Origin of the sequence: Streptomyces sp. NPDC002057, from assembly GCF_040296665.1 — a bacterium.
GTDB lineage: Bacteria > Actinomycetota > Actinomycetes > Streptomycetales > Streptomycetaceae > Streptomyces.
This window is the reverse complement of sequence record NZ_JBEOXR010000068.1, coordinates 1-20,956: the sequence shown is the minus strand read 5'-3', so window position 1 is coordinate 20,956 and position 20,956 is coordinate 1. Positions and strand designations below refer to the sequence as shown.

The window sequence follows — 20,956 nt, the reverse complement described above, 5'->3', positions numbered from 1 at the left end:
GAAGGGTCGGGGGCTCCCGGGAGCCCCCGAAGGCCCTCCCGCTCAGGCGGTCCGGCGCAGCAGCGCCAGGTACATCGCGTCCGTACCGTGCAGATGCGGCCAGAGCTGGACGTCCGGCCCGTCGCCGAGCGCCGGTACGCCCGGCAGCAGCGGCCGGGCGTCGATCAGCTCGGCACCGCCGACCTTCTTCAGGACGTCGTCGACGACCACCCGGGTCTCGGCCAGGTGCGGCGAGCAGGTCGCGTACCCCACGACACCGCCGATACGGACGGCGCTCAGGGCCTCGGTGAGCAGGGCGCGCTGGAGCGGGGCGAAGCCGTCCAGGTCCTCGGGACGACGGCGCCAGCGGGCCTCGGGGCGGCGGCGCAGGGCACCGAGACCCGAGCACGGCACGTCCATCAGGACCCGGTCGAAGGAGCCGGGACGCCACGGCGGGCGGGTGCCGTCGGCGGCGATCACCTGGTAGGGCCCGGGGTTGCCGGCCAGCGCGCGCTCGACGAGGCGGGCGCGGTGCGGCTGCTTCTCGGAGGCGAGCAGGGCGGCGCCGCGCTCGGCCGCGAGGGCGGCGAGGAGCGCGGCCTTGCCGCCGGGGCCCGCGCACCCGTCGAGCCAGCGGGCGTCGGGGCCCTCGACCGGCGCGTTGGCGAGGGCGATCGCGACGAGCTGGCTGCCCTCGTCCTGGACACCGGCGCGGCCGTCCTTGACCGCCTCGATGGCACCGGGCTCGCCGCCCTCCACCATGCGGACGGCGAAGGGCGACCAGCGGCCCGGCAGGGTCTCGGTGGCCTCGGCGAGCTCCTCCGTGGTGGAGCGGCCGGGACGGGCGACGAGGGTGACCTCGGGGCGGTCGTTGTCCGCCTCCAGGAGGTCCTCGATGCCGGCGCGACCGCCGCCGAGGGAGTCCCAGAGCGCCGAGACGACCCAGCGGGGGTGCGAGTGGACGACGGCGAGGTGGTCCTCGGGGTCCGCGTCGTACGGCGGGGCGACCTGCGCCACCCAGGCGTCCAGGTCCTGCTGCGAGATCTTCCGCAGCACGGCGTTCACGAACTTGGCCCGGCCGTCGCCGAGCACCACCCGCGCCAGCTCGACGCTGGCCGAGACGGCGGCGTGGGTGGGGATCCGGGTGCCGAGCAGCTGGTGGGCGCCGAGCGCGAGCACGTCGAGCACCGGCGGGTCGACCTCGCGCAGCGGCCGGTCGATGCAGGCGGAGATGATCGCGTCGTACGTGCCCTGGCGGCGGAGCGTCCCGTAGACCAGTTCGGTCGCGAGCGCCGCGTCACGCCCGTCGAAGTCACCGGCCTCCCGGGCCTTCCGCAGCAGCGGCGGCAGCACCAGGTTCGCGTAGGCGTCCCGCTCGTCCACCGCCCTCAGCGCCTCGAAGGCGAGCATCCGGACGGGGTCCTTCTGGGGCCGCCGGTAGGGCTTGTGGGGACGGCGACGTGCCTGCTCGCTCAAAGGTGCTCCGCGTGACGAAATGACGAGGTCGAACCACCCAAGCCTACGTCCGCCGCGCCCCCGCCGGTTCCCGGGGCCGTGACCGGCCGCCCGGACCCGCCGGGGACCCCGATGGACCCGCCGGCGGCCCGGCCTACGCGCCCAGCCGCTCGCCGGGCGCGATGCGGACGCCGCGGGCCCAGTCGGCCGCCTTCATCGGCTTCTTGCCCTGGGGCTGCACCCAGAGGAGCTCGACGGCGTACGAGCCGGTGCCCGCGTACACGTTGTTCTTGCCCGCGGCGAGCTCGCCCGGGGCGAGGTCGCCGCGGTCGGGCAGCGGGGTGACCTGGATCAGCTTGAGCCGCTCGCCGCGGAAGAGCGTCCAGGCGCCGGGGGCCGGGGTGCAGCCGCGGACCATCCGGTCCACCCGGAGGGCGGGGGCGGCGAAGTCGACGTGGGCGTCCTCGACCTGGATCTTCGGGGCGAGGGTGACGCCCTCGGCGGGCTGCGGCACGGCCTTGAGCGTGCCGTCCTCGATGCCGTCCATGGTCGCGGCGAGCAGCCCGGCGCCCGCGAAGGCGAGCCGGGTGAGCAGGTCGCCGCTGGTGTCGGTCGGCCGGACGTCCTCGGTGACGACGCCGTAGACCGGGCCCGAGTCCAGCCCCTCCTCGATCAGGAAGGTGGACGCGCCCGTCACCTGGTCACCGGCCATCAGCGCGTGCTGCACGGGCGCGGCGCCCCGCCAGGCGGGCAGCAGCGAGAAGTGCAGGTTGACCCAGCCGCGGGCGGGGATGTCGAGGGCCGCCTTCGGCAGGATGCCGCCGTAGGCGACGACCGGGCAGCAGTCCGGGGCGATCTCCCGCAGCCGGGCGAGGAACTCCTCGTCGCGCGGCCTGGCCGGCCGGAGGATCTCGATCCCGGCCTCCTCCGCCCGCTGGGCCACCGGGCTGGCGACGAGCCGCCGGCCGCGTCCCGCCGGGGCGTCCGGCCGGGTGACCACGGCGGCCACCTCGTGCCGGCCGGAGGCGAGCAGGGCGTCCAGAGCGGGTACGGCGACCTCGGGGGTGCCTGCGAAGACGAGCTTCATGGGTGGCGACTGCCTGTCTGTCCGGGGGCTTTGCGGGCAGCGCACCAGTCTAGGCGCCCGGTACGGAGGGGGCGTACGGAAGGACGAGCGCCCCGCGCATATGCGTGTACGCCCCCGCAGCGTGACCCAACTCCCGGTGGCGCGTTGGTCAAGAGAGATTGACCGATTCGGGTCGCCGTTCCCCCCTGCGACCCTTCCCCTTACATGCCGGTTCGAGAGGCTTTCACATGGCCGACCACGCAACCCACGACGCCCAGGCTCGGGCGAGTCTGCACCTGCTGGTGCGGGACATCGAGCGGGTCCGGCGGCAGGTGGACGCACTGCGCACGCTCACGGCCCAGCTGGGCAATGTCTACCGCCCTCGCCGCTCCGGCCCGTCCACGGGCTTCGTCGTCTACGGGCGGGCACCCGCCCCCACCGTCCGTCTCGCCCAGGAACTGCGGGACAGTGTCGAGACCCTGGTGACCGCGGCGGTCGACTTCGACCGCTCGCTCGGGTTCTCCTGGGACGCGGTGGGCTCCGCGCTCGGCGTCACCAAGCAGGCCGTCCACCGCCGTTACGGTGCCCGGCGCGCGCCCCAGCCGGGCGCCGTCGTCGACCAGGACCCGATCGTGGAGCCGGGCGTGACGCGCACGCTCCCCCCGGTCCCCTCGGTCCCCGCCGCCCGCTCGATGCCCCCGCAGCCCACCTCGGGCAGCGCCACCCTCCGCGAGGAGCCGCGCCCCTCGGCCTTCCCCGGGCCGCGCAACGGCTGACCGACCCGCCCGGAACGGCCGTCCACCCTCACCGAGGGCGGGCGGCCGTTCCGCGTCCCGGCGCGGAGCGGCCGTCAGCCGATGTCCGGCGGATCGACCCGGATCCGCACCGGGTCCCCGCCGCCGCGGGCGAGCCGGCCCGCCCGCGCCTGCTTGAGCGCGGCCGCCAGGGCCGCGCCGCTGCCCGGCGGGACCCGGACCAGGGCCCGCTCCCACTGCTCGCCCGGCGGCGGGTCGCCGGGCCGGCGGGGCCCGCCGGGGCGGACCACGGGCAGCGGCACGGGCCCGAGCACCTCGGCGTCCGGCGGCAGCCCGGCCCCCGCCAGAAAGCCTTCGACGGCCTCGGGCGGACCGGTCACCGCCGCCATCCGGGAGACCGGCGGGAAGCCCAGTTCGGCCCGCTCGGCGAGCTCCCGCTGGGCGTGCCCGACCGGGTCCCAGCGGACGAGCGCCTGGACCGGCCGGAGCGTCGGCTCGGCGACCACGACGACGGTCCCGCCCTCGGGCTGCCCCCGCACGAGGGAGGCCGCGTCGATCCAGCGCCGCAGGGCCTCCTCGCCCGCGCGGAGATCGGGCCGGCCGAGCATCGCCCAGCCGTCGAGGAGCAGCGCGGCCGCGTAGCCGCCCTCGGCGACGGGTTCGGCGCCGGGGGTGGAGACGACGAGCGCGGGGCGCCCGGGCACGCTGTCCAGGACGTGGTCCCGGCCGGAGGTCCGGACGGGCACCGCGGGGAACGCCCGGCCCAGCTCCTCCGCGGTGCGCCGGGCACCGACGACCTGGGCCCGCAGCCGGTTCGAGCCACACTCCACGCAGTGCCAGTCGGGGGCACCGCGCCCGCACCAGCCGCAGTGCAGCTCCCGCTGCTCGGGGGCCTCCAGCGGTCCGGCGCAGTGGCGGCAGCGGGCGGGCGTCCGGCAGCGCTCGCAGGCCAGCCGGGGCACGTACCCCCGGCGGGGCACCTGCACCAGCACCGGCCCGGTCTTCAGCCCCTCCCGTACGGTCTGCCAGGCCAGCGAGGGCAGCCGGGCGGCGCGGGCGGCCTCGTCGCGGGCCAGTTCGCCGTCGCCCACGGTCCGGATCAGCGGGGAGGCCCTGCGGACCTGCTCGCGGCCCGCGGTCAGTGCCTTGGCCCAGCCGGACTCGACGAGCTGGGCGGCCTCGACGGTGCAGCTGGTGGAGCCGAGGAGGAAGGCGCACCGGTCGTGGGTGGCCCGCAGGATCAGCACGTCGCGCGCGTGGGGCTGCGGGGCGTGCGGCTCGCTGTGGCTGCCGTCGCCGTCGTCCCAGATGACGACGAGACCGAGGTCCCGGACCGGGGCGAACATGGCGGCCCGGGTTCCGACGACGGCCCGCACCGCGCCGCGCCGCACCGCGAGCCACTGCGCGTACCGCTTCTCGGGGCCCGCGTCGGCGGTCAGCAGCGCGTGCCGTCCTTCTCCCAGCACCCCGGTCAGGGCCGCGTCGACCCGGCCGGCGGCCCGCCCGTCGGGGACGACGACGAGGGCGCCGCGCCCGGAGGCGAGGGTCGCGGCGACGGCGCGGGCGATCTCCTCGGCCCAGTACGGTCCCGGCAGCGCGTTCCACACGGCCCGGGGAGCCCCGCCGCGCGCGAGGGAGTCCAGGAACGCCGCCCCCCGCTCGTACCGCGTCCAGCTGCCCGGCTCCGGCGCCGGGGGCGACGGCAGCGGCTCCGGCGAGGGGCGTCCCTCGGCGCGGGCGCTGCGCGGCGGCACGGCGAGCTGGAGCACGTCCGCGAGGCTTCCCGCGTACCGGTCGGCGACGGCGCGGGAGAGCCCGAGCAGCTCGGGTCCGAGGACCGGCTCCGGTGAGACGACGTCGGCGAGCGCGGCCAGCGGCCCGGAGTAGTCGGAGGTGGCCAGGCGCTCGACGAGGAACCCGTCGATGAGCCGGCCGCCCTCCCGGCGTCCGTTCTTGACCTGGTGCGCGCCCGCGCCGAACCGCACCCGCACCCGCACCCCGGGCCGCGCGACCTCGTCGAGCTCCTCGGGGACGGCGTAGTCGAAGAACTGGTCGAGGTGGAGCGACCCCTTGTTCACGACGACCCTGGCCACGGGAAGCTCCTTGGCCAGCGCGGCCCCCCGCCAGGTCCGCGGCTTCGCCCGCGGCACCTTCGCCTTCCGTACGGTCTCCCGGATGAGCGCGAGCTGTTCGGGCTCGGCGGACTCGGCGGACCTCTCGTTCTCGCTGCTCACAGCCCCATACCTACCAGACGCCACCGACAGCCGGGCAGAGCGAAGCCCGGCACCCCTCGGGGGTGCCGGGCTTCGCTCACGTACAGACAGGCCCTAGAGGCCGGCGGCCTGCTTCAGGGCGTCCACGCGGTCGGTGCGCTCCCAGGTGAAGTCCGGCAGCTCGCGGCCGAAGTGGCCGTAGGCGGCGGTCTGGGAGTAGATCGGGCGGAGCAGGTCGAGGTCGCGGATGATCGCGGCCGGGCGGAGGTCGAAGACCTCGGCGATGGCGTTCTCGATCTTCTCGTTCTCGACGGTGTTGGTGCCGAAGGTCTCGATGAAGAGTCCGACGGGCTCGGCCTTGCCGATCGCGTACGCGACCTGGACCTCGCAGCGCGAGGCGAGGCCCGCGGCGACGACGTTCTTGGCGACCCAGCGCATGGCGTAGGCGGCCGAGCGGTCGACCTTGGACGGGTCCTTGCCGGAGAAGGCGCCGCCACCGTGGCGGGCCATGCCGCCGTAGGTGTCGATGATGATCTTGCGGCCGGTGAGGCCGGCGTCGCCCATGGGGCCGCCGATCTCGAAGCGGCCGGTCGGGTTCACCAGGAGGCGGTAGCCGTCGGTGTCGAGCTTGATGCCGTCCTCGACGAGCTGCTTGAGCACGTGCTCGACGACGAACTCGCGGATGTCGGGCGCGAGCAGCGACTCGAGGTCGATGTCGGAGGCGTGCTGCGAGGAGACGACGACCGTGTCGAGGCGGACGGCCTTGTCGCCGTCGTACTCGATGGTGACCTGGGTCTTGCCGTCGGGGCGCAGGTACGGGATGGTCCCGTTCTTGCGGACCTCGGTGAGGCGGCGCGAGAGGCGGTGCGCGATGTGGATCGGCAGCGGCATCAGCTCGGGGGTCTCGTCCGACGCGTAGCCGAACATCAGGCCCTGGTCGCCGGCGCCCTGCTTGTCCAGCTCGTCCTCGTCGCCCTCGACCCGCTTCTCGTACGCGGTGTCCACGCCCTGGGCGATGTCCGGGGACTGAGACCCGATGGACACCGACACGCCGCAGGAGGCGCCGTCGAAGCCCTTCTTCGAGGAGTCGTAACCGATCTCGAGGATCTTGTTCCGGACGAGGGTCGGGATGTCCGCCCACGCCTTGGTGGTCACCTCACCGGCGACGTGCACGAGGCCGGTGGTGATCAGCGTCTCGACGGCGACGCGCGAGGTGGGGTCCTCGCGCAGGAGCGCGTCGAGAATGGTGTCGCTGATCTGGTCAGCGATCTTGTCGGGGTGGCCCTCGGTGACGGACTCCGAGGTGAACAGACGACGGGACACAACGCTCCCTGGGGTTGCAGCGGCTGCTGGCTCTTCGTTAGACGGACCGGCAGGGGGCTGCGCCCCAAGACGTTCCGCGGACAGTCTATCGGTCGTGGTCGGAGGATGGACCAGGTGTCTCGCCTGGCGAATGCCCTGACCGGGTGAATCCGGTCTTTCCGTGCCGGGTCCACCCCCGGGGGACGGTCCCGCGGGGGCACCCGATGGGGCGCACATCACACGGGCCCGGCGGCGGTGTGTCAGGTCGTGGGGCGCAGCCGGGGCAGGACGAGGTCCCAGACCGTCTCGGCGAGCGCCTCCTTCGGACCGTACGGCACGGGGGTCTCCGCGCCGTCCGAGGCGAGGACCACGGCCTCGTTCTCCTCGGAGCCGAAGGTCTTGCGCTCCCCCACCTCGTTGACGACGAGGAGGTCGCAGCCCTTGCGGCGCAGCTTCTCGCGGCCGTTGGCGAGGACGTCGTCGGTCTCGGCGGCGAAGCCGACGACGACCTGGCCCGGCAGGGCGCGGTCGGCGGAGAGCTCGGCGAGGATGTCGGGGTTGCGGACGAGTTCGACGGTGGGGGCTCCGCCGTCGTCCTTCTTCTTGATCTTCCCGGCGGCGTAGACGGCGGGGCGGAAGTCGGCGACGGCCGCCGCCATCACCACCGCGTCGGCGTCGGCGACGGCCGCCAGCACGGCCTCGCGGAGCTGGAGCGCGGTGCCGACGCGGACGACGTCGACGCCGGCCGGGTCGGGGAGACCGGTGTTGGCCTCGACGAGGGTGACCCGGGCGCCGCGGGCCGCGGCGGCCTTGGCGAGGGCGTAGCCCTGCTTCCCGGAGGAGCGGTTGCCCAGGTAGCGGACCGGGTCCAGGGGCTCGCGGGTTCCTCCCGCGCTGACCACGACATGGCGTCCGGCGAGGTCGGGGGCGGCGTCCGCGCCGCGGGCCAGGATCCGTCGGCAGATCTCGAAGATCTCGCCCGGGTCGGGCAGCCGGCCCTTGCCGGTGTCGACACCGGTGAGGCGGCCGACGGCCGGCTCGATCACGACGGCCCCGCGGCGGCGGAGGGTCGCCACGTTCTCCTGGGTCGCCGGGTGCTCCCACATCTCGGTGTGCATGGCGGGGGCGAAGACGACGGGACAGCGGGCGGTGAGCAGTGTGTTGGTGAGCAGGTCGTCGGCGAGGCCGTGGGCGGCCTTGGCGAGCATGTCGGCGGTGGCGGGGGCGACGACGACGAGGTCGGCGGCCTGGCCGATGCGGACGTGCGGCACCTCGTGGACGCTCTCCCACACCTCGGTCGAGACGGGGTGGCCGGAGAGCGCGGACCAGGTCGCCTCGCCGACGAAGTGGAGGGCGGAGTCGGTGGGGACGACCCGGACGTCGTGGCCCGACTCGGTGAGCCGGCGCAGCAGCTCGCAGGCCTTGTAGGCGGCGATCCCGCCGCTGACCCCCAGAACGACCTTCGGCTTTGCCACGACTTCCACTACTCCCCGCACTCGGACGCGCACTCGGATGCGTTACGACTCCATGAGACACCACAGGCCCGGCGGATGTTCCGCCGGGCCTGTGGTGACAAGTGTTACAGCGCTACGTGCTCAGGTCGCGGGGCCCTCGATGGCCTCGGACGTCAGCAGACCCGCGTTGATCTCGCGCAGGGCGATCGAGAGCGGCTTCTCGTGGACATGGGTGTCGACCAGCGGACCCACGTACTCCAGCAGGCCCTCGCCGAGCTGGGAGTAGTACGCGTTGATCTGACGCGCGCGCTTGGCCGCGTAGATCACGAGGCTGTACTTCGAGTCCGTGGCCTCGAGCAGCTCGTCGATCGGCGGGTTGATGATGCCCTCGGGCGCGGTGATGGAAGAGGACACGCTCTACCTTCCGAAGATGGAAAAAAGATCAGACATCCGATGGATGTCCGGGGGAATCGGTGGATCATTCCCCAGAAGTCAACAGCATCAACGTTAGCAGCTCGCGCGCGACGTCCTCGACGGAGGTGTTGACGAGGGTGGTGTCGAACTCCGACTCGGCGGCCAGTTCGATCTTCGCGGCCGCCAGCCGGCGCTCGATGACCTCGGGCGACTCGGTGCCGCGGCCGGTGAGCCGGCGGACCAGCTCCTCCCAGCTCGGCGGGGCCAGGAAGACCAGCTGGGACTCGGACATCGAGTCCTTCACCTGGCGGGCGCCCTGGAGGTCGATCTCCAGGAGCACGGGCTCGCCGGCGTCGAGGCGGTCGAGGACCGCGCCGCGCGGGGTGCCGTAGCGGTTGCCCGCGAACTCGGCCCACTCGAGGAGCTCGCCGTTGGCGATCAGCTTGTCGAACTCGTCGTCCGTCACGAAGAAGTAGTGGACGCCGTGCTTCTCGCCGGGACGGGGCTTCCGTGTCGTCGCCGACACCGAGAGCCAGACCTCGGGGTGGACCTTGCGCATATGCGCGACGACCGTGCTCTTGCCGACCCCTGAGGGGCCGGAGAGCACGGTCAGCCGCGGACGTACCTCTGCTGCCATGCAGCGATTATTCCAGCTTCACCGGGGTGCCCGGGACGGGTGTCCCGGATCGGAAGCCGGACCGGTCGCCGGATCAGGCGCCGGTGCTGCCGAACTCGCGCTCCAGGGAGGCGATCTGGTTGGAGCCGAGACCGCGCACCCGGCGGCTCTCGGAGATGCCGAGCCGCTCCATGATCTGCTTGGCGCGGACCTTGCCCACGCCGGGCAGGGACTCAAGGAGCGCGGAGACCTTCATCTTGCCGATGACGTCGTTCTCCTGGCCGGTCTTGATGACCTCCTGAAGGGAGGCGCCGGAGTGCTTGAGTCGATTCTTGACCTCGGCCCGCTCCCGGCGAGCCGCGGCGGCCTTCTCGAGCGCGGCTGCGCGCTGTTCAGGGGTAAGGGGCGGAAGAGCCACGCCTACGTCACCTCGGATGTCGATCTGTCGGATACGGACCGGTGAGGAACCCTGCGCCCCACACCAGTGGAGCAACGCTCAACGGAGTGGTCGTTGAACGCCTGCTCTGCCCCGGAGACTAGCGGCCGAGGCCGCTCCAGTCAGCGAGAACAGCGGAAAAGTCCTGGTCAGCATCGACTGACCGGGACTTTTCCGGCAAAACGACCTGGTTTTGAGCCAAGATTTCGTCAAGTAGTGAGACGGCCCGGTGAGACGGTTCGTCTCACCGGGCCGAAACAGCTCCGAAACGGGGGCTCCGGCCGGGACGATCCGCTCCGACCTGCGGATTGACCCCGGAGTCCGTTATCCGCCGACCGCCACCCGGATCTCGTCCGCGTACCGGTGAGCCGAGTCCCGCAGGGCGGCCGCGTCCGGGCCGTGCCGCAGGACCCCGCGGCTGACGTTCGGGACGACGTTGCCGACCGCCGCGCCGAAGACGGCGGGGAGGTCGGCCGGGGTCGCGCCCTGGGCCCCGATGCCCGGGGCCAGGAGCGGACCGTTGATGTCCAGGTCGAACGAGGACAGGTCCCCGAGGGTGGCCCCGACGACCGCGCCGAAGGAGCCCATCGGGGTCTCCCCCGCGTTCTCCTGGGCGAGGTGGGCCAGCATGGTCGCGCCGATCGTGAGCCCCGCCGGGTCGTCGGCGCGGACCGCCCGCTGGACCTCCGCGCCCTCCGGGTTGGAGGTCAGGGCCAGGACGAACAGACCGGCGCCGGACTCGCGGGCCAGGTCGACGGCCGGCTTCAGGGAGCCGTAGCCGAGGTACGGGGAGACCGTGAGCGCGTCGGAGAAGAGCGGGGAGTCCGCGCGCAGGAAGGTCTCCGCGTACGCGGCCATGGTGGAGCCGATGTCGCCGCGCTTGGCGTCCATGACGACCAGGCCGCCCGCCGCGCGCAGATCGGCGACGGCACGCTCCAGGACGGCGATGCCCCGCGAGCCGAAGCGCTCGAAGAAGGCGGACTGCGGCTTGAAGACGGCCACGGTCTCCGCGAGGGCCTCCACGACGGTGAAGGTGAACCGTTCGAGACCGGCGATGTCGTCGCCCAGGCCCCAGGAGTCGAGCAGGGCGGCGTGCGGGTCGATGCCGACACAGAGCGGGCCGCGCGCGTCCATGGCGGAGCGCAGGCGGGTGCCGAAGGGCGTCGGCGAGGGGCGGAGGTCGGACGACGGGAGGGCTGTCACGGGGTGGCCTTTCGGTTGTCGGCGCCGACGGCCTCGGCGAGGGTCGCGTACGGGGAGGCGGCGAGGCGCGCGGCGAGGCCCCGGTGGATCGCGCGGGCGTAGAACGGGCCCTCGTAGATGAAGGCGCTGTAGCCCTGGATGAGGGTGGCGCCCGCGAGGATCCGCTGCCAGGCGTCCTCGGCGTTCTCGATGCCGCCGACGCCCACGAGGACCAGGCGGTCGCCCACGCGCGCGTGCAGGCGCCTGAGGACCGCGAGGGAGCGCTCCTTGACGGGCGCGCCGGAGAGGCCGCCGGTCTCCTTGACGAGCTCGGGGTCGGACTTCAGGCCCAGGCCCTCGCGCGCGATGGTGGTGTTGGTGGCGATGATGCCGTCGAGGCCGAGCTCCAGGGCGAGGTCGGCGACCGCGTCGACGTCCTCGTCGGCCAGGTCGGGGGCGATCTTGACCAGGAGCGGGACGCGGCGGTCGGTGACCGTGCGGTCGGCGGCCTCCCGTACGGCCGTCAGGAGCGGACGCAGGGACTCGGTGGCCTGGAGGTTGCGCAGACCGGGGGTGTTGGGCGAGGAGACGTTCACGACCAGGTAGTCGGCGTGCGCGGCGAGGCGCTCGGTCGACTTCACGTAGTCGGCGGCGGCCTCGGCCTCGGGGACGACCTTGGTCTTGCCGATGTTGACGCCGACGACCGTACGGAAGACCGGTACGCGCGCGTGGAGGCGTGCGGCGACGGCGGCGGAGCCCTCGTTGTTGAAGCCCATGCGGTTGATCAGCGCGCGGTCCGGGACGAGCCGGAAGAGGCGCTTCCTCGGGTTGCCGGGCTGGGCCTCGCCGGTGACCGTGCCGATCTCCACGTGGTCGAAGCCGAGCATCGACATGCCGTCGATCGCGACGGCGTTCTTGTCGAAGCCGGCGGCGAGCCCGAAGGGGCCGTGCATGCGGAGGCCCAGAGCCTCGGTCCGCAGGGCCGGGTGGCGGGGGGCGAGGACGGCGGCGATGAACGTCCGGAGCACCGGGACGCGGGCGGCGCGGCGGATCCAGCGGAAGGCCAGGTAGTGGGCCTTCTCGGGGTCCATGCGCTTGAAGACGAGGTCGAAGAAGAACTTGTACATGCGGGGAGTCCAGGTCTGCTCATGACGAGGGGGACACCGCAGGTCCTGCCGGTGTCCCCCTCCTCGTACGGGCTGCTAGTCGCGGGCCGCGATCAGGTGTTCCGCGTGCTCCTGGAGCGAGCGGACGCCCACGTCGCCGCGGTTGAGCGCGTCGATGCCCTGGACGGCGGCGGCGAGCGCCTGGACCGTGGTGAGGCAGGGGACGCTGCGCGCCACCGCGGCCGTACGGATCTCGTAGCCGTCGAGGCGGCCGCCGGTGCCGTACGGGGTGTTGACGATCAGGTCGACCTGGCCGTCGTGGATGAGCTGGACGATCGTCTTCTCGCCGGCGGGGCCCTCGCCCTCGCTCAGCTTGCGCACGATCGTGGCGTTGATGCCGTTGCGCTTGAGGACCTCGGCGGTGCCGGAGGTGGCGAGCAGCTCGAAGCCGTGGGCGACGAGCTCGCGGGCCGGGAAGATCATCGAGCGCTTGTCGCGGTTGGCGACCGAGATGAACGCGCGGCCCTTGGTGGGCAGCGGGCCGTAGGCGCCGGCCTGCGACTTGGCGTACGCCGTGCCGAAGACCGCGTCGATGCCCATGACCTCGCCGGTGGAGCGCATCTCCGGGCCGAGGACGGTGTCGACGCCGCGGCCGTGCACGTCGCGGAAGCGCGACCACGGCATCACGGCCTCCTTGACGGAGATCGGCGCGTCGAGCGGCAGGGTGCCGCCGTCGCCGGTCTTCGGCAGCAGGCCCTCGGCGCGCAGCTCGGCGATGGTGGCGCCGAGCGAGATGCGGGCGGCGGCCTTCGCGAGCGGGACGGCGGTCGCCTTCGAGGTGAAGGGGACGGTCCGGGAGGCGCGCGGGTTGGCCTCCAGGACGTAGAGGATGTCGCCGGCCATCGCGAACTGGATGTTGATCAGGCCGCGCACGCCGACGCCCTTGGCGATGGCCTCGGTGGAGGCGCGCAGGCGCTTGATGTCGAAGCCGCCGAGGGTGATCGGGGGCAGGGCGCAGGCCGAGTCGCCGGAGTGGATGCCGGCCTCCTCGATGTGCTCCATGACGCCGCCGAGGTAGAGCTCCTGGCCGTCGTAGAGCGCGTCGACGTCGATCTCGATGGCGTCGTCGAGGAAGCGGTCGACCAGGACCGGCCGGGTGGGGCTGATCTCGGTGGACTCGGCGATGTACGACTCCAGGCGGGTCTCGTCGTAGACGATCTCCATGCCCCGGCCGCCGAGCACGTACGACGGGCGGACGAGGACGGGGTAGCCGATCTCGTCGGCGATGGCCTTGGCGCCGGCGAAGGTGGTCGCGGTGCCGTGCTTGGGGGCGGGGAGGCCCGCCTCGGCGAGGACCTGGCCGAAGGCGCCGCGGTCCTCGGCGGCGTGGATGGCCTCCGGGGAGGTGCCGACGACCGGCACGCCGTTGTCCTTGAGCGCCTGCGACAGGCCCAGCGGGGTCTGGCCGCCGAGCTGGACGACGACACCGGCGACGGGGCCGGCGAGGGTCTCGGCGTGGACGATCTCCAGCACGTCTTCCAGCGTCAGCGGCTCGAAGTACAGGCGGTCGGAGGTGTCGTAGTCCGTCGAGACGGTCTCCGGGTTGCAGTTGACCATCACGGTCTCGTAGCCGGCGTCGCTCAGGGCGAAGGAGGCGTGGACGCAGGAGTAGTCGAACTCGATGCCCTGGCCGATGCGGTTCGGGCCGGAGCCCAGGATGATCACCGCGGGCTTGGTGCGGGGCGCGACCTCGCTCTCCTCGTCGTACGAGGAGTAGAAGTACGGCGTCTTGGCGGCGAACTCGGCGGCGCAGGTGTCGACCGTCTTGTAGACCGGGCGGACGCCGAGGGCGTGCCGGACCTCGCGGACGACGTCCTCGCGCAGGCCCCGGATCTCGGCGATCTGGGCGTCGGAGAAGCCGTGGCGCTTGGCCTCGGCGAGGATCTCGGGCTCGAGCTTCTCGGCGGCGGCCAGCTCGTCGGCGATCTCCTTGATCAGGAAGAGCTGGTCGACGAACCAGGGGTCGATCCTCGTGGACTCGAAGACCTCCTCCGGGGTGGCGCCGGCCCGGATCGCCTGCATGACCGTGTTGATGCGGCCGTCGGTCGGGCGGACCGCCTCGCGCAGCAGCTCGGCCTTGTCGCCGGGCTCGCCCACGAAGGTGAACTGCGAGCCCTTCTTCTCCAGGGACCGCAGGGCCTTCTGGAGCGCCTCGGTGAAGTTGCGGCCGATCGCCATGGCCTCGCCGACCGACTTCATGGTCGTGGTCAGCGTGGAGTCGGCGGAGGGGAACTTCTCGAAGGCGAAGCGCGGGGCCTTGACGACGACGTAGTCGAGCGTGGGCTCGAAGGACGCCGGGGTCTTCTCCGTGATGTCGTTCGGGATCTCGTCCAGCGTGTAGCCGACGGCGAGCCGGGCCGCGATCTTGGCGATCGGGAAGCCGGTCGCCTTGGAGGCGAGCGCCGAGGAGCGGGAGACGCGCGGGTTCATCTCGATGACGATGATCCGGCCGTCGACCGGGTCGATCGCGAACTGGATGTTGCAGCCGCCGGTGTCGACGCCGACCTCGCGGATGATCGCGATGCCGATGTCGCGCAGCCGCTGGTACTCGCGGTCGGTGAGCGTCATCGCCGGGGCGACGGTGATCGAGTCACCGGTGTGGACGCCCATCGGGTCGAAGTTCTCGATGGAGCAGACGACCACGACGTTGTCGTTCTTGTCGCGCATCAGCTCCAGCTCGTACTCCTTCCAGCCGAGGATGGACTCCTCCAGGAGCACCTCGGTGGTCGGGGAGAGTGTGAGGCCCTGGCCGGCGATGCGGCGCAGCTCGTCCTCGTCGTGGGCGAAGCCGGAGCCGGCGCCGCCCATGGTGAAGGAGGGGCGGACGACGACGGGGTAGCCGCCGAGCGTCTCGACGCCCTGGATCACGTCGTCCATCGAGTGGCAGATGACCGAGCGGGCGGACTCGCCGTAGCCGATCTTGGCCTTGACGGCCTCGACGACGCCCTTGAAGAGGTCGCGGTCCTCGCCCTTGTTGATGGCCTCGACGTTGGCGCCGATGAGCTCGACACCGTACTTCTCCAGGACGCCCTGCTCGTGCATGGAGATCGCGGTGTTGAGCGCGGTCTGGCCGCCGAGGGTGGGCAGGAGGGCATCGGGGCGCTCCTTGGCGATGATCTTCTCGACGAACTCGGGGGTGATCGGCTCGACGTACGTGGCGTCGGCGATCTCCGGGTCGGTCATGATCGTGGCCGGGTTGGAGTTGACCAGGATCACCCGCAGGCCCTCGGCCTTGAGGATGCGGCAGGCCTGGGTGCCGGAGTAGTCGAACTCGGCGGCCTGTCCGATGACGATCGGGCCGGAGCCGATGACCAGGACGGACTGGATATCGGTGCGCTTAGGCACGCTCGGCCTCCATCAGCGATACGAAACGGTCGAAGAGGTACGCGGCGTCGTGCGGGCCCGCGGCCGCCTCGGGGTGGTACTGGACGGAGAAGGCCGGCTGGTCGAGCAGCTGGAGGCCTTCGACGACCTGGTCGTTCAGACAGACGTGGGAGACCTCGGCGCGCCCGAAGGGCGTGTCGGAGACCTTGTCGAGGGGCGCGTCGACGGCGAAGCCGTGGTTGTGCGCGGTGATCTCGACCTTGCCGGTGGTGCGGTCCTGGACCGGCTGGTTGATGCCCCGGTGGCCGTACTTCAGCTTGTAGGTGCCGAAGCCGAGCGCGCGGCCGAGGATCTGGTTGCCGAAGCAGATGCCGAAGAGCGGCGTCCTCCGCTCCAGGACGGCGCGCATGACGGCGACGGGACCGTCGGCGGTGGCCGGGTCGCCGGGGCCGTTGGAGAAGAAGACCCCGTCGGGGTCGACGGCGTAGATGTCCTCGGCGGTGGCGGTGGCGGGCAGCACGTGGACCTCGATGCCGCGCTCGGCCATCCGGCGCGGGGTCATGCCCTTGATGCCGAGGTCGACGGCGGCGACGGTGAACTTCGCGGAGCCGAGCGGGAGGGCCTCGCCGTCGGGGCCGATCGCGGGGACGACGTACGTCTCCTTGGTGGCGACCTCGGCGGAGAGGTTCGCGCCCTTCATCTCGGGCTGCGCCTGGACCCGGGCGAGCAGGGCCTCGTCGCGGACGCCGGTCCAGGCGTCGCCGGAGAAGATGCCGACGCGCATGGCGCCGCGCTCGCGCAGGTGGCGGGTGAGGGCGCGGGTGTCGATGCCGGAGATGCCGACGACGCCCTGGCGCTCCAGCTCCTCGTCGAGCGAGCGGCGGGCGCGCCAGTTGGAGGAGACGCGGGCGGGGTCGCGGACGACGTAGCCGGAGACCCAGATGCGGCCGGACTCGGGGTCGTCGTCGTTGACGCCGGTGTTGCCGACGTGCGGGGCCGTCATGACCACGACCTGGCGGTGGTACGACGGGTCGGTGAGGGTCTCCTGGTAGCCGGTCATGCCGGTGGAGAACACGGCCTCGCCGAAGGTCTCCCCCACGGCCCCGTAGGCGCGGCCGCGGAAGGTGCGGCCGTCCTCCAGGACGAGTACGGCGGGAGCAGCCTTGTGCCTCTGAGAGGCGACTCCCTGGATGGAGGTCGTCATCGTGCGATGCCTTCCGTCGTGTTGATCATGGAGTTGATGGCCTCGACCCAGGCGGTGTGCTCGGCCGCCCGGTCGGAGCGGAAGCCGGAGTCGATCAGCTGGTCGCCGTGCGCCCAGGTGACGATCAGCAGGCCGCCCTCGGCGAGGACCTTGCCGGCGATGCCCTTGTCGAGGCGGGCCTCGCGCAGGGCTTCGGCCGGGACGAAGAAGTCGTTCGCCCCGGGGCGTACGACCGCGATCCCGGCGTCGGTGAGCGTGAGCTCGACGCGGCTGCGGGTGCCGAGACCGTGGGCGACGATCCGGTCGAGCCACTGCCCGGCGGTCGTCGAGCCGTGGTACCGGCCGGAGAGCTTGAGTGTCGCCTCGGCGCCCGTGGCGGGCACCTCCGGCAGCTCGGGGAGGTCGGACTGGAGGCTGCCGCGCCACTTCCATCCCTGGCGCATCAGCCAGTACACGAAGGCGATGAAGAGCAGCAGTCCGGCGACCCAGCCGAGCCGTCCGGCCCAGTCGGTCACCTCCGCCGACTTCTGATCGGCTGCCTCTGCGGCGATTGCGATGAGTGGTGTCACGCCAGCTTCCCGTCCACGACCGTTGCCCGGCCCCGCAGGATGGTGTGGGTGACGCGTCCCGGCAGCTCACGACCCTCGTAGGGGGTGTTGCGGCTGCGGGAGGCGAACTCCGCGGGGTCCACGACACCACGGTAAGCCGGATCGACCAGCGTCAGGTTCGCGGGCTCACCAGCCGAGACGGGTCGTCCGTGGCCCTTGGCCCGTCCGATGCGGGCGGGCGCGAAGGACATCCGGTCGGCGACGCCGGCCCAGTCGAGGAGACCGGTCTCGACCATCGTCTGCTGGACGACGGAGAGCGCGGTCTCCAGGCCGACCATGCCCATGGCGGCCGCGGCCCACTCGCAGTCCTTGTCCTCGTGCGGGTGCGGGGCGTGGTCGGTGGCGACGATGTCGATCGTGCCGTCGGCCAGCGCCTCGCGGAGGGCGAGGACGTCCTTCTCGGTGCGCAGCGGCGGGTTGACCTTGTAGACCGGGTTGTACGAGCGGACCAGCTCGTCCGTGAGGAGGAGGTGGTGCGGGGTGACCTCGGCGGTGACGTCGATGCCGCGGGACTTGGCCCAGCGGACGATCTCGACGGAGCCGGCGGTGGAGAGGTGGCAGATGTGGACGCGGGAGCCGACGTGCTCGGCGAGGAGGACGTCGCGGGCGATGATCGACTCCTCGGCGACGGCCGGCCAGCCGCCGAGTCCGAGCTCGGCCGAGACGATGCCCTCGTTCATCTGGGCGCCCTCGGTGAGGCGGGGCTCCTGGGCGTGCTGGGCGACGACGCCGTCGAAGGCCTTCACGTACTCCAGGGCGCGGCGCATGATCACGGCGTCGTCGACGCACTTGCCGTCGTCGGAGAAGACGGTGACACCGGCGGCGGAGTCGTGCATGGCGCCGAGCTCGGCGAGCTTCTTGCCCTCCAGGCCGACGGTGACGGCGCCGATGGGCTGCACGTCGCAGTAGCCGGACTCCTTGCCGAGCCGGTAGACCTGCTCGACGACGCCGGCGGTGTCGGCGACCGGGTGGGTGTTGGCCATGGCGAAGACGGCCGTGTAGCCGCCGGAGGCGGCGGCGCGGGTGCCGGTGAGGACGGTCTCGGAGTCCTCGCGGCCGGGCTCCCGCAGGTGGGTGTGGAGGTCGACCAGGCCGGGCAGCAGGATCTGGCCCTCGGCCTCGATCACGGTGGCGCCCTCGGCGGAGAGGCCGGTGCCCACCTCGGCGATGGTCTCGCCGTCGATCAGGACGTCCTGGACCTCGCCGCCCAGGACCTGCGCACCGCGGATAAGGATCTTGCTCATGGTTACTTGTTCTCCGAATCGGCGGTGTGCGCGGAGCGCTCTTCAGAAGGGTGGTGGTGGGCGACGGGAGGGCGGGTGTGGGTGACGGCGGAGTCGTTGCCGCCCAGAAGCAGGTAGAGGACCGCCATCCGGATGGAGACGCCGTTGGCGACCTGCTCGACGACCGTGCAGCGGTCGGAGTCGGCGACCTCGGCGGTGATCTCCATGCCGCGGACCATGGGGCCGGGGTGCATGACGATGGCGTGCTCGGGCATCTTCGCCATCCGCTCGCCGTCGAGCCCGTACCGGCGCGAGTACTCGCGCTCGGTGGGGAAGAAGGCGGCGTTCATCCGCTCGCGCTGCACACGCAGCATCATGACCGCGTCGGACTTCGGCAGCACCCGGTCGAGGTCGTACGAGACCTCGCAGGGCCAGGTCTCGACGCCGACGGGGACCAGGGTGGGCGGGGCCACCAGGGTGACCTGGGCGCCGAGGGTGTGCAGCAGGTCGACGTTGGAGCGGGCGACCCGGCTGTGCAGGACGTCGCCGACGAGCGTGATCCGCCTGCCTTCGAGGTCCTTGCCGAGCCCGGCGTCCCGGCCGACGAGGCGGCGGCGCATGGTGAAGGCGTCCAGGAGGGCCTGGGTGGGGTGCTGGTGGGTGCCGTCGCCGGCGTTGACGACGGGGGCGTCGATCCAGCCGGAGGTGGCGAGGCGGTACGGGGCTCCGGAGGCGCCGTGCCGGATGACGACCGCGTCGACGCCCATGGCCTCCAGGGTCTGCGCGGTGTCCTTGAGGGACTCGCCCTTGGAGACGCTGGAGCCCTTGGCCGCGAAGTTGATCACGTCGGCGGAGAGGCGCTTCTCGGCGGCCTCGAAGGAGATACGGGTCCGCGTGGAGTCCTCGAAGAAGAGGTTGCAGATGGTCCGGCCGCGCAGGGTCGGCAGCTTCCTGATGGGCCGGTCGGCCACCCGGGCCATCTCCTCGGCGGTGTCGAGGATCAGGACGGCGTCGTCGCGGGTGAGGTCGGCGGCCGAGATGAGGTGACGCATCATCGGGGTGTCTCTCCGTGGTGGGGAGTGTGAGGGCGTGCGGGGGCGCGGGAGGTGGCCCGGCCCCGCGGGGGAAAGCCGGTCCGGCTAGGCGGTGGGCCTGGCACCGAGCAGGACGGTGTCGCGACCGTCCTCCTCGGCGAGCTGGACCTTGACCGTCTCCCGCAACGACGTGGGGAGGTTCTTGCCGACGTAGTCGGCGCGGATCGGAAGCTCGCGGTGGCCGCGGTCGACGAGGACGGCGAGCTGGACCGCGCGGGGGCGGCCGATGTCGCCGAGGGCGTCGAGGGCGGCGCGGATGGTGCGGCCGGAGAAGAGCACGTCGTCGACGAGGACGACCAGGCGGCCGTCGACGCCGTCACCGGGGATCTCGGTGCGGCCGAGGGCGCGCGCCGGCTTCATCCGCAGGTCGTCCCGGTACATGGTGATGTCCAGGGAGCCGACGGGGATCTTGGTGCCGGTGATCGATTCGAGCTTCTCGGCGAGCCGGCGGGCGAGGAAGACGCCGCGGGTGGGAATGCCGAGGAGGACCACGTCGTCGGCGCCCTTGGCGCGCTCGACGATCTCGTGTGCGATGCGGGTGAGGACCCGCGCGATGTCCGGCGCCTCCAGAACGGGGCGCGCGTCGTCGCTGTACTGCTGCTGGGTGTCCATGAAAAACGGACCTCCTTCTCCGCCTCACGGGACGGCTCTTAAAGGACGTCGGATTTGCGACGTCAACGATACCAGGGGCGGACGGGAACCTTCCCCGCACCCCGGTCGCCACTCCGGGCGACGTCCCCCGGGAGGGGGCGGTACGGACCATTCGGCTTGACGGGAAAGAGTAACGCTGCGTAACCTCACAGTGAGTTACCAGCCGCGCGGCGCAGCCGCATGTCGTCACAGCGTCCGGGAGCGTTATGTCCAGCGAATACGCAAAGCAGCTCGGGGCCAAACTCCGTGCCATCCGCACCCAGCAGGGTCTCTCCCTCCACGGGGTGGAGGAGAAGTCCCAGGGCCGCTGGAAGGCCGTGGTGGTCGGTTCGTACGAGCGTGGCGACCGCGCGGTGACCGTGCAGCGCCTTGCCGAGCTGGCCGACTTCTACGGGGTGCCGGTGCAGGAGCTCCTGCCGGGCACCACTCCGGGCGGGGCCGCCGAGCCGCCGCCGAAGCTCGTCCTGGACCTGGAGCGCCTCGCGCACGTCCCCCAGGAGAAGGCGGGCCCGCTCCAGCGCTACGCGGCGACGATCCAGTCGCAGCGCGGCGACTACAACGGCAAGGTGCTGTCGATCCGTCAGGACGACCTGCGCACCCTGGCCGTGATCTACGACCAGTCGCCCTCGGTCCTCACCGAGCAGCTGATCAGCTGGGGCGTGCTGGACGCGGACGCGCGCCGCGCGGTCGCCCACGAGGAGAACTGACCCCTTCCGAGGTCACAGCAGAAACGTACCGCCGGGCCCGTTCTCGCCGGCGGGCACGGTCATGGGGAGGGGAACGGGGGTACGGGCGTCCGCGCCGGTCCCCGCCG

18 protein-coding genes are annotated in these 20,956 nt (G+C 72.4%); 2 read left to right on the top strand and 16 right to left on the bottom strand.

From position 1 onward, the window contains the following. Positions 1 to 42: 42 nt before the first annotated feature. Together ABT129_RS34305 and fmt are read right to left on the bottom strand one after the other, a co-directional pair. Positions 43 to 1,455: an RsmB/NOP family class I SAM-dependent RNA methyltransferase gene (locus ABT129_RS34305; RefSeq protein WP_351909485.1), complete on the bottom strand. Its 1,413-nt coding sequence runs from the start codon at positions 1,453 to 1,455 to the stop codon at positions 43 to 45. 133 nt (positions 1,456 to 1,588) lie between these two features. Continuing rightward, the gene (gene fmt, locus ABT129_RS34300; protein ID WP_351909483.1) at positions 1,589 to 2,521 is read right to left on the bottom strand and encodes a methionyl-tRNA formyltransferase; all 933 of its coding nucleotides are present in this window, start codon (positions 2,519 to 2,521) and stop codon (positions 1,589 to 1,591) included. A gap of 227 nt (positions 2,522 to 2,748) precedes the next feature. On the opposite strand from fmt, the gene ABT129_RS34295 reads away from it, so the two are divergent. Next, the gene (locus tag ABT129_RS34295; RefSeq protein WP_351909481.1) at positions 2,749 to 3,276 is read left to right on the top strand and encodes a hypothetical protein; all 528 of its coding nucleotides are present in this window, start codon (positions 2,749 to 2,751) and stop codon (positions 3,274 to 3,276) included. A 74-nt stretch (positions 3,277 to 3,350) separates the two neighbouring features. Here the strand turns inward: ABT129_RS34295 and ABT129_RS34290 are convergent, their stop codons facing one another. From ABT129_RS34290 to pyrR, 14 genes are all read right to left on the bottom strand, one after another. Beyond that, positions 3,351 to 5,489, bottom strand: coding sequence for a primosomal protein N' (locus tag ABT129_RS34290; protein ID WP_351909479.1), 2,139 nt, complete (start codon positions 5,487 to 5,489; stop codon positions 3,351 to 3,353). A gap of 93 nt (positions 5,490 to 5,582) precedes the next feature. Beyond that, positions 5,583 to 6,791 (bottom strand): methionine adenosyltransferase, encoded by a 1,209-nt coding sequence (metK, locus tag ABT129_RS34285; RefSeq protein ID WP_351909477.1) that lies wholly within the window; start codon positions 6,789 to 6,791, stop codon positions 5,583 to 5,585. 239 nt (positions 6,792 to 7,030) lie between these two features. After that, positions 7,031 to 8,245 (bottom strand): bifunctional phosphopantothenoylcysteine decarboxylase/phosphopantothenate--cysteine ligase CoaBC, encoded by a 1,215-nt coding sequence (coaBC, locus tag ABT129_RS34280; protein WP_351909475.1) that lies wholly within the window; start codon positions 8,243 to 8,245, stop codon positions 7,031 to 7,033. Positions 8,246 to 8,365: 120 nt separating this feature from the next. Continuing rightward, entirely contained in the window at positions 8,366 to 8,638 is a 273-nt protein-coding gene (gene rpoZ, locus ABT129_RS34275) for a DNA-directed RNA polymerase subunit omega (RefSeq protein ID WP_030316319.1), read from the bottom strand. A 64-nt stretch (positions 8,639 to 8,702) separates the two neighbouring features. Beyond that, complete coding sequence (gene gmk, locus ABT129_RS34270) at positions 8,703 to 9,275, bottom strand: guanylate kinase (protein WP_351909473.1); 573 nt, start codon at positions 9,273 to 9,275, stop codon at positions 8,703 to 8,705. A gap of 73 nt (positions 9,276 to 9,348) precedes the next feature. Beyond that, positions 9,349 to 9,672 (bottom strand): integration host factor, encoded by a 324-nt coding sequence (locus ABT129_RS34265; protein WP_030008746.1) that lies wholly within the window; start codon positions 9,670 to 9,672, stop codon positions 9,349 to 9,351. Between the two features lie 342 nt (positions 9,673 to 10,014). After that, a complete protein-coding gene (gene pyrF, locus ABT129_RS34260; RefSeq protein WP_351909471.1) occupies positions 10,015 to 10,893 on the bottom strand; it encodes an orotidine-5'-phosphate decarboxylase in 879 nt (292 codons plus the stop codon). After that, on the bottom strand, positions 10,890 to 11,999 hold the full coding sequence (locus tag ABT129_RS34255; RefSeq protein ID WP_351909469.1) for a quinone-dependent dihydroorotate dehydrogenase: 1,110 nt from the start codon (positions 11,997 to 11,999) through the stop codon (positions 10,890 to 10,892). Before ABT129_RS34255 ends, pyrF begins: the two co-directional genes overlap by 4 nt. A gap of 75 nt (positions 12,000 to 12,074) precedes the next feature. After that, positions 12,075 to 15,383, bottom strand: a complete 3,309-nt coding sequence (gene carB / locus ABT129_RS34250) for a carbamoyl-phosphate synthase large subunit (protein WP_351909467.1) — start codon at positions 15,381 to 15,383, stop codon at positions 12,075 to 12,077. Then, positions 15,376 to 16,566, bottom strand: coding sequence for a glutamine-hydrolyzing carbamoyl-phosphate synthase small subunit (gene carA, locus ABT129_RS34245; RefSeq protein WP_351909465.1), 1,191 nt, complete (start codon positions 16,564 to 16,566; stop codon positions 15,376 to 15,378). The genes carB and carA overlap by 8 nt, the downstream gene beginning before the upstream one ends. After that, positions 16,563 to 17,135 (bottom strand): PH-like domain-containing protein, encoded by a 573-nt coding sequence (locus ABT129_RS34240; RefSeq protein WP_351909463.1) that lies wholly within the window; start codon positions 17,133 to 17,135, stop codon positions 16,563 to 16,565. The genes carA and ABT129_RS34240 overlap by 4 nt, the downstream gene beginning before the upstream one ends. After that, positions 17,132 to 18,418, bottom strand: coding sequence for a dihydroorotase (locus tag ABT129_RS34235; RefSeq protein WP_351909461.1), 1,287 nt, complete (start codon positions 18,416 to 18,418; stop codon positions 17,132 to 17,134). The genes ABT129_RS34240 and ABT129_RS34235 overlap by 4 nt, the downstream gene beginning before the upstream one ends. Before the next feature lie 2 nt (positions 18,419 to 18,420). Next, complete coding sequence (locus ABT129_RS34230; RefSeq protein WP_351909459.1) at positions 18,421 to 19,452, bottom strand: aspartate carbamoyltransferase catalytic subunit; 1,032 nt, start codon at positions 19,450 to 19,452, stop codon at positions 18,421 to 18,423. Between the two features lie 84 nt (positions 19,453 to 19,536). Continuing rightward, on the bottom strand, positions 19,537 to 20,103 hold the full coding sequence (gene pyrR, locus ABT129_RS34225; protein ID WP_351909457.1) for a bifunctional pyr operon transcriptional regulator/uracil phosphoribosyltransferase PyrR: 567 nt from the start codon (positions 20,101 to 20,103) through the stop codon (positions 19,537 to 19,539). A 245-nt stretch (positions 20,104 to 20,348) separates the two neighbouring features. On the opposite strand from pyrR, the gene bldD reads away from it, so the two are divergent. After that, positions 20,349 to 20,849, top strand: coding sequence for a transcriptional regulator BldD (gene bldD / locus ABT129_RS34220; protein ID WP_015032294.1), 501 nt, complete (start codon positions 20,349 to 20,351; stop codon positions 20,847 to 20,849). Positions 20,850 to 20,956 lie beyond the last annotated feature (107 nt).

Coding starts and splice junctions, on each gene's coding strand:
- fmt (WP_351909483.1), bottom strand. CDS start 2,521: ATGAAGCTCGTCTTCGCAGGCACCCCCGAGGTCGCCGTACCCGCTCTG.
- ABT129_RS34295 (WP_351909481.1), top strand. CDS start 2,749: ATGGCCGACCACGCAACCCACGACGCCCAGGCTCGGGCGAGTCTGCAC.
- gmk (WP_351909473.1), bottom strand. CDS start 9,275: ATGGCAGCAGAGGTACGTCCGCGGCTGACCGTGCTCTCCGGCCCCTCA.
- ABT129_RS34255 (WP_351909469.1), bottom strand. CDS start 11,999: ATGTACAAGTTCTTCTTCGACCTCGTCTTCAAGCGCATGGACCCCGAG.
- carA (WP_351909465.1), bottom strand. CDS start 16,566: ATGACGACCTCCATCCAGGGAGTCGCCTCTCAGAGGCACAAGGCTGCT.
- ABT129_RS34235 (WP_351909461.1), bottom strand. CDS start 18,418: ATGAGCAAGATCCTTATCCGCGGTGCGCAGGTCCTGGGCGGCGAGGTC.
- ABT129_RS34230 (WP_351909459.1), bottom strand. CDS start 19,452: ATGATGCGTCACCTCATCTCGGCCGCCGACCTCACCCGCGACGACGCC.
- pyrR (WP_351909457.1), bottom strand. CDS start 20,103: ATGGACACCCAGCAGCAGTACAGCGACGACGCGCGCCCCGTTCTGGAG.
- bldD (WP_015032294.1), top strand. CDS start 20,349: ATGTCCAGCGAATACGCAAAGCAGCTCGGGGCCAAACTCCGTGCCATC.